Origin of the sequence: Bradyrhizobium sp. cf659 (assembly GCF_900113725.1) — a bacterium.
GTDB lineage: Bacteria > Pseudomonadota > Alphaproteobacteria > Rhizobiales > Xanthobacteraceae > Bradyrhizobium.
Genome location: NZ_FOQJ01000008.1, coordinates 148,164 through 162,334, shown reverse-complemented (window position 1 = coordinate 162,334; position 14,171 = coordinate 148,164). Strand labels below are relative to the sequence as shown.

The following is a 14,171-nucleotide window of genomic DNA, read 5'->3' as shown; positions in this document are numbered from 1 at the left end:
GCGTTGTCCGGCCATGCAGAAACCGGCCGGGAAGCGCGAGCAGGGCAAGAAGCCGCCCATCGTCGAAATCGAGGGCGAGACTGGCGAGGAAGTGGCTCCGCCGCCGCCCGAAGTGCTCGAACCCGATCCCGAGCTGTCACCTGAAGAGGCCGAGCAGGCCCGCAAGGATTATCTGCTGACCCGCTTCTGGATCAGCGCGCGTGGCTTCTGGGGCCGCAAGGGTGACCGCCTCGCCTGGCCGTTCTCGATCGGCCTCGGCATGCTGATCGTCCTCACCGTCGGCTTCCAGTACGGCATCAATGTCTGGAATCGCGCGATCTTCGACGCGATCGAGAAGCGCGATGCGACCAGCGTGTTTCATCTCACCGCGGTGTTCTTTCCGCTTGCGATCGGCAGCATCGCGCTCGGCGTGGCGCAGGTGTTCGCCCGCATGGGCATCCAGCGGCGCTGGCGGGCATGGCTCACGGCGAGCGTGCTGACGCGGTGGCTCGCCAACGGCCGCTACTACCAGCTCAACCTCGTCGGCGGCGACCACCAGAATCCCGAATACCGGATCGCGGAGGATCTGCGCGTCGCGACCGATTCGCCGGTCGATTTCCTCGCCGGCGTCACCTCGGCACTGCTGTCGGCAGTGACCTTCATCGTCGTGCTCTGGACCATCGGCGGCGCGCTCACGATCGCGCTCGGTGGATCGACCATCACCATTCCCGGCTTCCTCGTGATCGCCGCGATGCTCTACGCCGCGATCGCATCGAGCTCGATCCTGGTGATCGGCCGGCGCTTCGTGCAGGTCTCCGAGGACAAGAACCAGGCCGAGGCCGATCTCCGCTACACCCTGACGCGCGTGCGCGAGAACGGCGAAAGCATCGCGCTGCTCGGCGGCGAGGAGGAGGAGCGCGGCGGCATCGACCGCAACTTCACCAACGTGCTGCGGCAATGGGCGCGGCTCGCCGGCCAGCACATGCGCACCACGCTGGTGTCACAGGGATCGAACCTCGTTGCACCGGTCGTGCCTCTGCTACTCTGCGCGCCCAAATTCCTCGACGGCAGCATGACACTCGGACAGGTGATGCAGGCGGCGTCCGCCTTCACCATCGTGCAGAGCGCGTTCGGCTGGCTGGTCGACAATTATCCGCGGCTCGCCGACTGGAATGCCTGCGCGCGCCGCATTGCCGCGCTGATGATGTCGCTCGACGGTCTCGAGCGCGCCGAGCAGGGCGATGGCCTCGGCCGCATCAAGCGCGGCGAGACCAGCAACGAGGCGATGCTGGAGCTGAACGACCTCTCGGTCACGCTCGACGACGGCACTGCCGTGGTCGGCGAGACCGAGGTGGAGATCGAGCCCGGCGAACGCCTGCTGGTCGCCGGCGAATCCGGTACCGGCAAGAGCACGCTGGTGCGCGCCATCGCGGGGCTGTGGCCGTGGGGCGGCGGCAGCGTCAATCTACACCCCGACCGGCGGCTGTTCATGCTGCCGCAGCGGCCTTACGTGCCCTCCGGATCCCTGCGCCGCGCGGTCGCCTATCCCGGGGCCGAAGACGACTGGACCCTCGAAGAAATTGGCGAAGCCCTGCGCAAGGTCGGCCTCGACCATCTCAAGGAGAAGATCGAGGAAGAGGGACCGTGGGACCAGACGTTGTCCGGCGGCGAGAAGCAGCGCCTCGCCTTCGCGCGGCTTTTGCTGCACAGCCCCGACATCGTCGTCCTTGACGAGGCGACCTCGGCGCTCGACGAGAAGAGCCAGGACAAGATGATGAAGATGGTCACCGACGCGCTGCCGAAGGCGACCATCGTCAGCGTCGCGCACCGCGTCGAGCTGGAAGCCTTCCACAGCCGCAAGATCGTGCTGGAGCGGCGCAAGGGCGGCGCGAAACTCGTCAGCGACATCGACCTCATCCCGCGCAAAGGCAGGCGCAGGCTGCTCGGCCGCTTCCTGCGCCCGCGCAAGGCTCCGCCAAGCAAGGCGGCGTGAGGCACTTCTCTCTCCCTCGTCGTCCCGGCCTAGTGCGCAATTGCGCACGGGGGGCCGGGACGACACTGAGATTGGAGTCCCCGGCAAAACCGGCTATGCATGCGCCGCTTGCAACGAGGACCACCTGCTTGACGCCCGACAACGCCCCTTCGTCCGCGCCATTCGGCGCGTTTGCGCCGAATGCGGCGCAGGCCGCGATCATTCGCCTCGCGAAGCAATCGGGGCTGAAGCGCGGCGCGTTCCGGCCCTGGCTGTCGCGGCTGGTCAATCTGCTGCGCGGCGGTCCGGTCGACGTGCAGTATCAGGGCGCCTCGTTCCGCTTCTACCACCAGGGCAGCGCGACCGAGCGCGGCGCGCTGTTCAACCCCGACTACAATCTCGACGAGCTCGACTTCCTGCGCCAGCACACCCCGGCGGGTGGCGTGTTCGTGGACGTCGGCGCCAATGTCGGCACGTTTGCCCTGGTGATGGCGCGGCAGGTCGGGCCCGCGGGCAAGGTGATCGCGATCGAGCCGCATCCGCTGACCTTCGGACGCCTCTCCTTCAACCATGCCGCGTCGAAAGCGACGCAGGTCCGCCTGGTGCAGGCCGCAGCAGGCGACAGCGACGGCGAGCTGATGATCGAGAGCGGCGGCGGCAATCTCGGCGCGACCCACGTCGTCACCGGCACGGCCAGCGCCGATGCGATCAAGGTCCCGTCGCTGCGGCTGACACGCATTCTCGACGAGGCCGGCGTCACGCAGGTCGATGCGCTCAAGATCGACGTCGAAGGCTTCGAGGACCGCGTGCTGATCGGCTTCTTCCGCGACGCGCCGCAGTCGCTGTGGCCACGCGCGGTGGTGATCGAGCATCTGTCACAAAAGGAATGGCAGCAGGATTGTATTGCCGACATGGTCGCGCGCGGCTTTGCGATCGCACGCAAAACACGAAGCAATACGTTCCTGTCACGCTGATGGGGACGAACAACGGAGGTTGCGATGATCGACCATTTGGGTTTCTCCGTCTCCGACTATGAGCGCGCGAAAGCGTTCTATGCGAAGGCGCTGGCGCCGCTCGGCTACAGCCTGATCATGGAGGTCACGGCGGAGCAGACCGGCCACGATCCGGCCGCCGGCTTCGGCGCCGACGGCAAGCCGGATTTCTGGATTGGCGGCGAAGGGGCCATGAACAAGCCGGTGCATGTCGCGATCGCGGCCAAGGACCGCGCCACGGTCGACGCCTTTTACAAGGCGGCAATCGCGGCCGGTGGACGCGACAACGGACCGCCCGGCATCCGTCCGCACTATCATCCGAATTATTACGGCGCCTTCGTGCTGGACCCCGACGGCCACAACATCGAGGCCGTCTGTCACGCGCCCGAATAGACGCGCGTTCCGAGACGACGCGGCAGGGAACATCGGCGCGGCATCATCGTTGTCATTCTCTGGACAACCGAACTCGATGATGCCGATGCCGATCGAACCGCCCGAGATTCCACCGGCAACACCCGGGACTCCCACGGAGCCGCCGCCGGCAATTCCGCCGGGCAATCCGCAGCCTGAAATCACGCCGCCGATGCGCGAGCCCGGCGAATCACCGCGGCCCGACGAATTGCCGGGTCACGTACCTGAAGAGATTCCATCGCACGGGCCGAACGGTCCGCTCACGCCCAATCCCGCGACGGACGCAATGCCGCCGCGAGATCATAGATGAGGCGAAGCATCACATGTGAGGCAATTGAAACCTGCGTCTGAATGCGCAATGAACGTCACCATAGTGAGTCGATTTGCGTGCAGAAATAAATCGGGCCGCGACCGCTTCGCCCGCCACAATGCGGCCTAACGCGTAGCTGTTCATCCCAACACTTCGTCAAAGAACCTTCCGGGGAAGTTCACCACCATGACCAACCTTCGTTTCGTGCTGCTTGCGACGACGGCTCTCACCGCGATGCAATTGGCAAACACCGCATCGCATGCGCAAGGCGCGCCGCTCGTGGTCGCGCAGGCCCAGCCGCAAGAGACGGGCCCTGACGGAAAACCGAAGCAGCCGCCGAAGGGACCGCCTGCGGCCGCGCCGCCTGCAGCGCCCGCACGCCCGGCCGCACCGCCGCCCGCGGCTGCGCCGCCCCACCCGCCCGCGCCTCCGCCGGCTGCCGCACCGCCGCGCCCTGCAGCGCCGCCTCCGCCACCGCCTCCCCCTGCGGCACGCCCCGCGCCGCCGCCACCACCGCCGCCGCCTGCTGCTCCGAAGCAGCCGTCGCCGCCTCCGGCCGCGGCCCCGCAGCAGCACGCCCCGACACCACCGCCTCCGGCACCACCTGCGGCACGTCCGGCTCCCACTCCGCCAGCACCGCCTCCCGCCGCGGCTCCGCAGCACGCGCCGACGACACCGCCTCCCACGGCCCGTCCGGCTCCGACACCTCCGCCGCCGCCTCCAGCGGGCGCCGCGGGGCGGCCCACGCCTGCGCCCACAGCGACGCCGACGCCCCCGCCCCCTCCTTCATCCGCAGCGCCTGCGGCGAGGCCCGGCGCGGCTGCGCCGGCAGCCACTCCCGCTCCGACGGCGACACCGACGACAACACCTGCGCCGACCGCAACGCCGGCGCCCGGCAGCACACCTGGCGCACCGCCGCCCGGCGTACGTCCCGGCGCGCCTCCGGCTGCAGGATCGCCGACGCCGGCTCCCGGTGCCACACCTGCTCCAATGGCCACGCCGGCCCCCGGTGCCGCTCCGACGCCGCCACCCCCCGGACGCCCGGGTGCGGCAGCGACGCCCGCCCCCGGCGCAACCCCGGCTCCCACAGCGCCGCCGCCCGGACCTCAGGGTGGAACGCCTCCTGCTGGCGCGCCCGCTGCCGGAACGCCGGCTGCGCCGCCCCAGGCCGGCGCCCTCCCGACCCGGCCCGCGGCTCCCGCCGGCGTCGCAGCGCCGAGCATAGTCCCGGGCTCTGCGGCCGCGACGCCGCCGCCCAACAGGGCGCAATACGCTGCGCCGACGGTTGCCCCGGCCTTCCGCGCCGCGCCGACGGTCGTGGCACCGCTGCCGCCAGCGCCGCGCCCGCCGCAGCGTGACCTGACGCCGCTCGCGATCGGTGCAGGTGTCGTGGCTGGCGCCGTGATCGGCGCGACCATCGCCGACTACCGCAACCAGCGACACGAGAGCATCGAGGGTGGCCGCACCGTCTACACCGAACCGGATCGCATCATCATCCGCGATCCGGGCGGGCAGGCCTACGTCCGCGGCAACGATCTCTATCGCTTCCGCTACGGCGCCCGAGATATCCGCACCGATACCGTCGGCGGCGATACACGCACCGTCGTGATCCGTCCCGATGGCAGTGAGATCGTCACGGTGGTCGGTCCGGACGGTCGGTTGCTGCGGCGAATCCGCAGGGACCCCGGCGGGCGCGAGATCATCATCATCGACAACAGCTACCGCGATCCGCGGTCGGTTGGCGGTTTCTATGTCGATGCGCCGCCGCCGGTCGTGAACATTCCCTACGATCGCTACATCGTCGACGCCCAGGAAGCATCGCCGGACGTGATCTACCAGACGATGGTGGCACCGCCGGTGCAACGGATCGATCGCCGCTACACGCTCGACGAGATCCGCTACAGCCCCAATGTTCGCATGCAGATGCCGAGCATCGACGTCAACACGATCAACTTCGAAACAGGATCGTGGACGATCCCGCCGGATCAGGCGGAGAAGCTGCAGTCGATCGCCGACGGTCTCAACCGTGCGATCCAGGCCAACCCGCGCGCGGTGTTCCTGATCGAAGGTCACACCGACGCGGTCGGCAACGAGGTCGACAATCTGTCATTGTCGGACCGTCGTGCGCAGTCCGCGGCCGAATTGCTGACCCAGCAGTTCAACGTGCCCGCGGAGAACCTGACGTCGCAGGGCTATGGCGAGCAGTATCTGAAGGAGCAGACGCAAGGGCCGAGCCTGATCAACCGGCGCGTCACCATCCGCAACATCACGCCGCTGCTCAACGGCGGGCAGGCGTCGCTGCCGCCGCCCCCGCCCGGCACCGCGCCGCCGCGGTAAGGCGATCCACGAATGCAAAATGGCCGGGAGCAATCCCGGCCATTTCTGTTTGAGTCGCGCGGGGCGGCTACTGCCCGGCGGCCAGACCGAGCGCTTCGACCATGACGCGAAAGACTTCGGTATTGTCCATCGAGCCGTGCACGCGCTCGCTGCCCGGCCCGGTCGCCGTCAGGATGACATCCTCGCCCGAATGCACGCTGGCACCGATCATCGCCGACAGATTGCCGGGACGCAGCACTGCTCCCGGGACATCCTTGTATTTGTCGTTGGCCTTGAAGGTCCCGTCGTCACCGGCCTTGACGGTCGGCTCGTTGGGATTGTCGAGCTTGGGGCGGAAGGTCTCATAGTGGTCCGGCAGGCTGGCCGAGAAGATGGCGAGCCGGCGGCTCACATCGACGCGTGACGGATAGCCCTCGGCATCCGGAGCCGGATAATTCGGGAATCCGGCCTGCTCGTAGACGCCGACGCGCTCGCGCAGCGGCACGTTGGGCGTCGTGCCCATGTCGTCATTGACCGTTCCGACAAGGCTGTTGGGATGATTGTGGTCCGCCAGCACCAGGATGAGGGTGTCGTCGCCGCGCGCCCGCGCCCATTCGCGCGTCTGACGCACCGCATTGTCGAGCATGATCGTGTCGTAGACCGCCCGCTCCATGTCGAGCAGGTGAGCATATTTGTCGATCAGTCCGGATTCGACCATCAGGAAGAAGCCGGTCTCGTTCTTCGAGAGGATGTTGAGCGCGGCCTGCACCTGCTCGGTCAAATCAGGCTGCTCGGGAAATTTCTTCACGCCGCCACCCCTGAGGAATTTGCGGTCGAGCACACCATCCATGTTGCCGGTCGCGAACAGGCCGAGCAGCCTGCCTGTCTCCGGCTTTGCGACAGACGCGCCGAGCTCGCGCGCGGTCGTCGCGACCGGATAGCCTGCGTCGCGAAACTTCGCGATGTAGTCGGCCTCGTCCTTGCGTTTGGAGCCGGCGGTCGACTTCGGCAGGAAATTCGCACTGCCGCCGCCCAGCAGCACTTCCGGCTTCGCGGCGAAAAACTGCTCGACGATCTCGTCATAGGCGGCGCGCCGGCGCGTGTGCGCAACCATCGCAGCCGGCGTCGCGTCTTCGATCTCGGTGTTGGTGACGATGCCGATCGCCATGCCGTTGCGTCTCCGGGCAAGGCTGGTGATGGTTTCGACCCTGGGATCGTCGAACGGGCTCGCGGTGCGGTCCGCATAGACGCCCAGCGCGTTGACGGCGCTCTTGTGGCCGGTCGCATAAGCACTGGCCGAGTTCGCGGAATCGGTGATGATGGAGTCCGAGCCAGCGGTCGCCACCAGCGCCATGTGGGGCATGTCGTCGATCGCGAGCTTGCCGCGGCTCTTGCCCTCCGCAATCCCCTTGGACAGGATTCGCGCTGCGACCCGATGCGCCGGCGACATGCCGTCGCCGATGAACAGGATGACGTTCTTCGCCTTGCGCGGACCGGTCTCGTAAACTGTCCACGCGATGCTGCGCTGATGCGTGCCGTCGCTCACGTCCACCGTGACACTGCCCGGCCTGGTCAGCGCGACGTCGCGCAGGATCAGCGCCGACTGGTCCTTGCCGTCCTCGCGCTCGACGAAGGTCCCGGCGCGACCGAACATCTCGGCATAGTCCGCACCGTTCACCGTCACCTTCAGCCTGGCCGGATCGACAGGCCCGGGAAATTCAACCTTGAAGTCGAATTGGGCGCCGGCCAGAATCTCGGCGCGATCGATCGGATAGATCGTCTGCGCCGACAATGACGACGTCCAACAAAGGACGATGAGAGAGGCTAGTGCCGATCCCTTGACCATGCTCGATGCTCCGCGATTCCGTTCCAGGCAGGAGCAGGAAGCCTAGCGATCGCGCATGACACCGTCATTAAGCCGTGCGTCGCCCGGTCGGGCGACCAAAGGCCTCAGCCCTTGTCGTTCTCGAGCCGGAAGATCTGCGAGCCTTCGCTGCCCGAGAGCAGGCCGGTGTCGCTGTAGAGCTTCAGCTTGGTGCGCGTATCGGCGATGTCGAGATTGCGCATGGTGAGCTGACCGATGCGGTCGGCCGGCGAGAAGGCGGCGTCCTCGACCTTCTCCATGCTGAGCCGCTCCGGCGCGTAGGTGAGGTTCGGGCTCTCGGTGTTGAGGATCGAATAGTCGTTGCCGCGGCGCAGCTCCAGTGTCACCTCGCCGGTGACGGCGCGCGCGACCCAGCGCTGCGCGGTCTCGCGCAGCATCAGGGCCTGCGAATCGAACCAGCGGCCCTGATAGAGCAGACGACCGAGACGCATGCCGCTGATGCGGTACTGCTCGATCGTGTCCTCGTTGTGGATGCCGGTGACGAGGCGCTCATAGGCGATGTGCAAGAGCGCCATGCCGGGCGCTTCATAGATGCCGCGGCTCTTGGCCTCGATGATGCGGTTCTCGATCTGGTCGCTCATGCCGAGGCCGTGACGGCCGCCGATGGCATTGGCTTCGAGGAACAGCGCGACGGGATCGCTGAAGGTCTGGCCGTTCAGCGCCGTCGGCTGACCTTCCTCGAAGCGCACCACGACCTTCTCGGCCTTGACGTTGCAGTCGTCGCGCCAGAACGGCACGCCCATGATCGGGTTGACGATCTTGATGCCGCTGTCGAGGCTCTCGAGATCCTTGGCTTCATGCGTGGCGCCGAGCAGATTGCTGTCGGTCGAATACGCCTTCTCGGCGCTCATCTTGTACGCGAAACCCTGGGCGGTCATGAACGCCGACATCTCGGCGCGGCCGCCGAGCTCGTCGATGAACTGCTGGTCGAGCCAGGGCTTGTAGATGCGCAGGCTCGGATTGGTGAGCAGGCCGTAGCGATAGAAGCGCTCGATGTCGTTGCCCTTGAAGGTCGAGCCGTCGCCCCAGATGTTGACGCCGTCCTCCTTCATCGCCGCGACCAGCATCGTGCCGGTGACGGCGCGGCCGAGCGGCGTGGTGTTGAAATAGGTGATGCCGCCGGTCGAGATGTGGAAAGCGCCGGCCTGGATCGCGGCGATGCCTTCGTGGACGAGCTGCGTGCGGCAATCGACGAGTACGGCCTTCTCGGCACCGAATTCCTGCGCCTTGCGCGGGATCTCGTTGTAGTCGGCTTCATCGGGCTGGCCGAGATTGGCGGTATAGGCGTAGCAGCGCGCGCCCTTCTGCTTCATCCAGAGCAGTGCCGCGCTGGTGTCGAGGCCGCCCGAAAACGCGATGCCGACTTTCTCACCCTTGGGCAGGCTTTTCAGGATCGTGGTCATGGGGCTTCCAATCGGGTCTCAGGGGGCTGATGGCGGTTGCGGGTTGACCGGGCGAATATCAAATTTCGCAGGGCTCGGCACGCATTTAATGGCTCAAACTGACGGCTCTGGCCCCGTCTTGCGGCCGAACAGGCGCTGGCGGAGCCGGTAGCCAGGCGAGGCCAGCCGGGTCAGGGCGGCATCGACCGCTGCGTCCGAGAACCGGGTCCGCGGCCAGCGGTAGATCATGGCGTAGGCGAACCAGATCACGACGAAGGTGACGAGGCCGGCGATCGAGACGTCGGTGAAGAAGTGCCCACCGAAGGCCATGCGCAGCCCTGACGTCACGAGGCCGAACACCACGGCGCCGGCATAGGCTAGCGGCCGCCATGCCGGCGGGGCCAGCGCGGCAGGAGCCAGCGTCCAGAACGCTGTCGCGCCCTCGCCCGAGAAGAACGAGCAGTTGCGCGCGCAGCCGCCGCGCGGATCCCACCACGGCACAAACTGCTGGTCGCCGGCAAACTGCGTCACCACCACCGGGCGCGGACGGCCCCAATAGGTCTTGAAGGTGAGGTTGGTGAGGATTCCGGCCGACAGCGTGATCGTCACCAGCAGGAAGATCACCGCGCGCCCCGACACCATCAGCGGCCGGTCCGGGCGGAACAGCTTGACCACGAGCGCCACCAGCGAGGGCAGCACGAACGCCCAGGCGATCCACATCGCCGCATCACGCGCGACGCCGGCCCAACCGCTCGATTTGAGCGGAAAGGTCCTGGTTGCGGGATCGAAGAACAGCGCGGCGAGCTTGAGATCGAGTTCGGGATAGAGGCCGAAAACGACGCCAATCAAGAGCCACAGCGCCAGGGCGATGAAGAGTCCGGTCCGGTTCATGCCGCGCGGTTTAGCGGAGTGGGGAGGGGATGAAAACCCCGGAATCGGTCGCGGCAGGCGACGCCGAGCGATCATGATGTTGTCAAAGCGCAATGCTTCAACAACGTCGTCCCGGCGAAGGCCGGGACCCATACCGCGAGGTCTATCCGGAGAGGCTCGATAGCGGTACCGGACGACGAATCTTCGTCAAACTCCTCCCTGGGGTTATGGGTCCCGGCCTTCGCCGGGACGACACTGAATATGTGGCGCACAGCTTCGTATCGCGACGAAACAACTGCGAACCTCACCTTGCATCCGGCCTTGAATTCGACGGCAGGGGCGGAGGCGGCTTGTGCGGGGGCGGCGGATTGCGCCAGGCGCCGGCGTTGCGGCCGGCGATCAGCCAGTAGACCACGCCGGCGACGATGCCGGCGCCGGTCATGATCTCGAGGTGGCGCCGCACGACCCCTTCGAACTGCAACGTGTCGGAGTGAAAGGGAACGAGGCCGAGGTAGCAGGCGAGCCCCACGACGCCGCCGCCGACGGCGTAGGCCAGCGCGCTGCGGATGTAGAGCGCTTCGGTGATCGCGACGATCACCGCCGCCGGCACCAGCGCAAAGCCGGAGACGAAGATGAAACCGAATCCGAGCAGGATGTCGATCGTGCCTTGATCGACGGGACCTGCGCCAAGATCGGCGAACTCCGGAAACAGCAGCGCGACGACCACGATCATGCCGCCGACGAAGCAGGCGGCGAGAAAGCCGATGAAGATGACGACGAGGCGGCCGATCAGGGACATCTGAGGGATCTGTCGATTATCAGTGTCATTCCGGGACGGTGCGCAGCACCGAACTCCGGTGCGCCCTTGCGCACCTGAGAATCTCGAGATTCCGGGTTCGCGCTTCGCGCGCCCCGGAATGACAGCCCACAACGTGGATGGCCGGGTCAAGCCCGGCCATGACGAGCGCTGAGAACGCCGCCACCATCAATCCGTCATCGCCATGGCGCGCAGCGTCTGGCGTTCGCGGGCCGACAGCTTTTCGGTCTCCGACTTGAGCTGGCCGCAGGCGGCGAGGATGTCGCGGCCGCGCGGGGTGCGCACCGGCGAGGAATAGCCTGCGTTGAAGATGTATTCGGAGAACTTCTCGATCTGGTCCCAGTCCGAGCACTCATAGGCGGTGCCGGGCCACGGATTGAACGGAATCAGGTTGATCTTGGCGTGAATGCCCTTGAGCAGCTTCACCAGCAGCTTTGCATCGTCGAGCGAATCGTTGACGCCCTTGAGCATCACATACTCGAAGGTGATGCGGCGCGCGTTCGAGGCGCCGGGATAGTCGCGGCAGGCCTGGAGCAGCTCCTTGATCGGGTACTTGCGGTTGAGCGGCACGAGCTCGTTGCGCAATTCGTCGCGCACCGCGTGCAGCGAGATCGCGAGCATGACGCCGATCTCGTCGCCGGCGCGCACGATGTTCGGCACCACGCCCGAAGTCGACAGCGTGATGCGGCGGCGGGAGATGCCGATGCCTTCATTGTCGCCGACGATGAGCAGCGCGTCGCGCACGGCATCGAAATTGTAGAGCGGCTCGCCCATGCCCATCATCACGATGTTGGTGACGCGGCGCGTGCCGTCCTCGCGATCGGCCCAATCATTGAGGCGATCCCGTGCGACCATCACCTGTCCGACGATCTCGCCGGCGGTGAGGTTGCGCACCAGGCGCTGCGTGCCGGTGTGGCAGAAGGAACAATTCAGCGTGCAGCCGACCTGCGAGGACACACACAGCGTGCCGCGATCGGTCTCGGGGATGTAGACGCACTCGACTTCATGCGCCTTCTCGACATTGTCGCCGCTCGGCAACCGCAGCAGCCATTTGCGGGTGCCGTCGTTGGAGATCTGCTCGGCCACGACTTCGGGCCGGTCGACGGTGAAATGCTGTGCGAGCTCGGCGCGAATGCCCTTCGAGATCGACGTCATCTCCTCGAAATTCTGGGCGCCGCGGAAATACATCCAGTGCCACAGTTGCTGCACGCGCATCTTGCGCTGCGCGGGTGCGACGCCGATCTCGCCGAGGCGATCGGCAAGCTCGGTGCGCGACAGGCCGATGAGCGACGGCCTCGCCGGCGGCACATAGGTTTCGAGCGGAGTCTTCTCCACCAATGTTGCGTTGTGCGGCTCGGTCGTCGTTTGCATCGGTTGCCTGAGATTGCTGCTGTCTCGTCATGCCCGGGCTCGTCCCGGGCATCCACGCTCTTTTCCGCCTGCGGCTAGCACGTGGATGGCCGGGTCAAGCCCGGCCATGACGGCTGTACCTTTGGGATACCCCTATATAGCAACCGGAACGGCCGATTGCGACCGTGATGCCGCCTGCAGCCTTAACGTCTGCAATATTACCGCCTGCAGTCTTACCGCCTGCAGTCCTGGGCGATCCGGTCGAGCGCCTGGGCGAGGCCCTTCAGCGAAAACGTGTCGGTCGTCTCAGTTCCCTTGGCCGAGACGCCTTTGACCACGAGATCGGCGGATTTGCGCATGGCTTCGACCATCCGCTCCTCCTCGGCCGCGTTCTTGATCCAGAGGCCGTCGCCCTGCGTGTACATGGCGAAAGCGGCGCCGCCGACCTCGGCCGACGATTCCGATCCCGGCTTCAGCGCGTAGCCGATCATCACCGAGATTTCGTTGTTCACCTTCTCGGCCGGCCGGGTCGAGACGAAGGCATAGGCGGGATCACGCGGCCGGTTCGGCGGATTGGTCTTCGACGATGACGGCTTGGCCAGCGCAAAGCAGACCTTCTTGCCGTTGGGCGTGGCCGAATAGGCGCCCCAGGTGCCGAACTGGCCGATCAGGGTCGGCTCCGCGCCGCCCGCAACCCCCGGGGGCGGGGTCACCGGCTTGCTCTCGGGTTTCGCTGCCGTCTTTGCGGTCGTATTGGGCGCCGGCGTAGCCGCTTTCGGTGCGGCCTCTTTGGGTGCAGACTTGGGCGCCGGTTGCGCCGTCTGAGCCCGCGCGGAATCAGTGATTCCCCACGCCGTCACGCCGGCCATCAAAGCCAAAAATAGCACCCGCCACATGCTGGAGTGGTTCCCTCAATATTGTGACTGGAAGATGGCCCGGCCGCGCATTGTCCCCGCGGCAGGGATAACCGGGAAAGTTCAATTTGGGAAGGCAGTTAGCGGGTTAGCAACAGCTAGCCCCGGGATCGCGCGGCGCGCTGGTCGGCCCATTGCGCGTCGGTCCAGCCGAGCAGGTCCTCGGCACCGGAACTGCGCAAATGCGCGCCACCGTCGATCACCACCATCTCGCCGTTGATGTAGCCGGCACGGTCGGAGACCAGGAAGCTGGCGAGATCGGCGAGCTCGCTGTGGTCCCCGGTCCGGCCAAGCGGGTTGCGCGCGGTCCAGCCGTCGTCGCGACCCTCGGGGCGGAGCTGTCCGGATGCTCCGGCGGTCGGGAACGGACCCGGCGCGATTGCGACAGTGCGGATGCCCTTCGGGCCCCACTCCACTGCAAGGCTCTTGGTCATCGCCAGCAGCGCCGACTTCGCCATCGCGGACGGCACGGTAAAGGCGCGGCCGGTGATGGTCGAGGTCGAGAGGATCGAGAGCACGACGCCGCCATGCTTGCCGTCGATCCAGCGTTTGCCGGCAGCGAGCGTGCAATACATCGCGCCATGCAGCGTCGGCGCCAGGATGGCATCCGCGGCGCGGAAGGAGAGATGCTCGCTCTGGGCGATGAAGGTCGCTGCGGCATTGTTGACGAGAATGTCGAGCGGCGCTTCGCGCCAGATCGCGTCCATCATGCTCTCGACGGCGGCACCGTCGCGGATATCGCAGGCGATGGTCGTGACCTTGCCATTGGCCTGCGCGCGCATCTCGGCTGCGGTTGCATCAAGCCGGTCGAGCTTGCGGCCGCAGATCACGAGCTCGGCGCCGAGCGCGAGGAACCGGCGTCCCATCGCGGCGCCGAGGCCTGAGCCGCCCCCGGTGACGAAAATGCGCTTGCCCCTCAGCAGACCCGTTTCAAACATCGTTTGAATCCTCCCTTTCGTCTTGCTCCGTCATT

Annotated in this window: 12 protein-coding genes; 5 read left to right on the top strand and 7 right to left on the bottom strand. The window is 66.7% G+C overall.

What is annotated here, in order from left to right:
* The first annotated feature begins 13 nt into the window (after nucleotides 1-13).
* From BM118_RS28190 to BM118_RS28170, 5 genes are all read left to right on the top strand, one after another.
* Nucleotides 14-1,972: an ABC transporter ATP-binding protein/permease gene (locus tag BM118_RS28190; protein ID WP_092189453.1), complete on the top strand. Its 1,959-nt coding sequence runs from the start codon at nucleotides 14-16 to the stop codon at nucleotides 1,970-1,972.
* 128 nt (nucleotides 1,973-2,100) lie between these two features.
* Nucleotides 2,101-2,925 carry an FkbM family methyltransferase gene (locus BM118_RS28185; RefSeq protein ID WP_177234762.1) on the top strand — a complete coding sequence of 275 codons (825 nt, stop codon included), beginning with the start codon at nucleotides 2,101-2,103 and terminating at the stop codon, nucleotides 2,923-2,925.
* A 24-nt stretch (nucleotides 2,926-2,949) separates the two neighbouring features.
* Nucleotides 2,950-3,336, top strand: coding sequence for a VOC family protein (locus BM118_RS28180; protein ID WP_092189449.1), 387 nt, complete (start codon nucleotides 2,950-2,952; stop codon nucleotides 3,334-3,336).
* Nucleotides 3,337-3,421: 85 nt separating this feature from the next.
* The gene (locus BM118_RS42445; RefSeq protein WP_244550262.1) at nucleotides 3,422-3,664 is read left to right on the top strand and encodes a hypothetical protein; all 243 of its coding nucleotides are present in this window, start codon (nucleotides 3,422-3,424) and stop codon (nucleotides 3,662-3,664) included.
* A gap of 186 nt (nucleotides 3,665-3,850) precedes the next feature.
* Nucleotides 3,851-6,001: an OmpA family protein gene (locus BM118_RS28170; protein ID WP_092189445.1), complete on the top strand. Its 2,151-nt coding sequence runs from the start codon at nucleotides 3,851-3,853 to the stop codon at nucleotides 5,999-6,001.
* A gap of 67 nt (nucleotides 6,002-6,068) precedes the next feature.
* Here the strand turns inward: BM118_RS28170 and BM118_RS28165 are convergent, their stop codons facing one another.
* From BM118_RS28165 to BM118_RS28135, 7 genes are all read right to left on the bottom strand, one after another.
* Complete coding sequence (locus BM118_RS28165) at nucleotides 6,069-7,826, bottom strand: alkaline phosphatase (protein WP_092189443.1); 1,758 nt, start codon at nucleotides 7,824-7,826, stop codon at nucleotides 6,069-6,071.
* A 104-nt stretch (nucleotides 7,827-7,930) separates the two neighbouring features.
* Entirely contained in the window at nucleotides 7,931-9,268 is a 1,338-nt protein-coding gene (gene argG / locus BM118_RS28160) for an argininosuccinate synthase (protein ID WP_092189441.1), read from the bottom strand.
* A 93-nt stretch (nucleotides 9,269-9,361) separates the two neighbouring features.
* Nucleotides 9,362-10,138, bottom strand: a complete 777-nt coding sequence (locus tag BM118_RS28155; RefSeq protein WP_092189439.1) for a phosphatase PAP2 family protein — start codon at nucleotides 10,136-10,138, stop codon at nucleotides 9,362-9,364.
* A 283-nt stretch (nucleotides 10,139-10,421) separates the two neighbouring features.
* Nucleotides 10,422-10,916 carry a hypothetical protein gene (locus tag BM118_RS28150; protein ID WP_092189437.1) on the bottom strand — a complete coding sequence of 165 codons (495 nt, stop codon included), beginning with the start codon at nucleotides 10,914-10,916 and terminating at the stop codon, nucleotides 10,422-10,424.
* A gap of 186 nt (nucleotides 10,917-11,102) precedes the next feature.
* On the bottom strand, nucleotides 11,103-12,305 hold the full coding sequence (gene rlmN, locus BM118_RS28145) for a dual-specificity RNA methyltransferase RlmN (protein ID WP_092189435.1): 1,203 nt from the start codon (nucleotides 12,303-12,305) through the stop codon (nucleotides 11,103-11,105).
* 212 nt (nucleotides 12,306-12,517) lie between these two features.
* Nucleotides 12,518-13,180: an invasion associated locus B family protein gene (locus BM118_RS28140; protein ID WP_092189433.1), complete on the bottom strand. Its 663-nt coding sequence runs from the start codon at nucleotides 13,178-13,180 to the stop codon at nucleotides 12,518-12,520.
* A 116-nt stretch (nucleotides 13,181-13,296) separates the two neighbouring features.
* Complete coding sequence (locus BM118_RS28135; protein WP_092189431.1) at nucleotides 13,297-14,136, bottom strand: SDR family oxidoreductase; 840 nt, start codon at nucleotides 14,134-14,136, stop codon at nucleotides 13,297-13,299.
* Nucleotides 14,137-14,171 lie beyond the last annotated feature (35 nt).

Excerpts from the sequence above, each read along its gene's own strand:
- BM118_RS28190 (WP_092189453.1), top strand. The coding sequence starts at position 14 with ATGCAGAAACCGGCCGGGAAGCGCGAGCAGGGCAAGAAGCCGCCCATC.
- BM118_RS28180 (WP_092189449.1), top strand. The coding sequence starts at position 2,950 with ATGATCGACCATTTGGGTTTCTCCGTCTCCGACTATGAGCGCGCGAAA.
- BM118_RS42445 (WP_244550262.1), top strand. The coding sequence starts at position 3,422 with ATGCCGATCGAACCGCCCGAGATTCCACCGGCAACACCCGGGACTCCC.
- BM118_RS28170 (WP_092189445.1), top strand. The coding sequence starts at position 3,851 with ATGACCAACCTTCGTTTCGTGCTGCTTGCGACGACGGCTCTCACCGCG.
- BM118_RS28165 (WP_092189443.1), bottom strand. The coding sequence starts at position 7,826 with ATGGTCAAGGGATCGGCACTAGCCTCTCTCATCGTCCTTTGTTGGACG.
- argG (WP_092189441.1), bottom strand. The coding sequence starts at position 9,268 with ATGACCACGATCCTGAAAAGCCTGCCCAAGGGTGAGAAAGTCGGCATC.
- BM118_RS28155 (WP_092189439.1), bottom strand. The coding sequence starts at position 10,138 with ATGAACCGGACCGGACTCTTCATCGCCCTGGCGCTGTGGCTCTTGATT.
- BM118_RS28150 (WP_092189437.1), bottom strand. The coding sequence starts at position 10,916 with ATGTCCCTGATCGGCCGCCTCGTCGTCATCTTCATCGGCTTTCTCGCC.
- rlmN (WP_092189435.1), bottom strand. The coding sequence starts at position 12,305 with ATGCAAACGACGACCGAGCCGCACAACGCAACATTGGTGGAGAAGACT.
- BM118_RS28140 (WP_092189433.1), bottom strand. The coding sequence starts at position 13,180 with ATGTGGCGGGTGCTATTTTTGGCTTTGATGGCCGGCGTGACGGCGTGG.
- BM118_RS28135 (WP_092189431.1), bottom strand. The coding sequence starts at position 14,136 with ATGTTTGAAACGGGTCTGCTGAGGGGCAAGCGCATTTTCGTCACCGGG.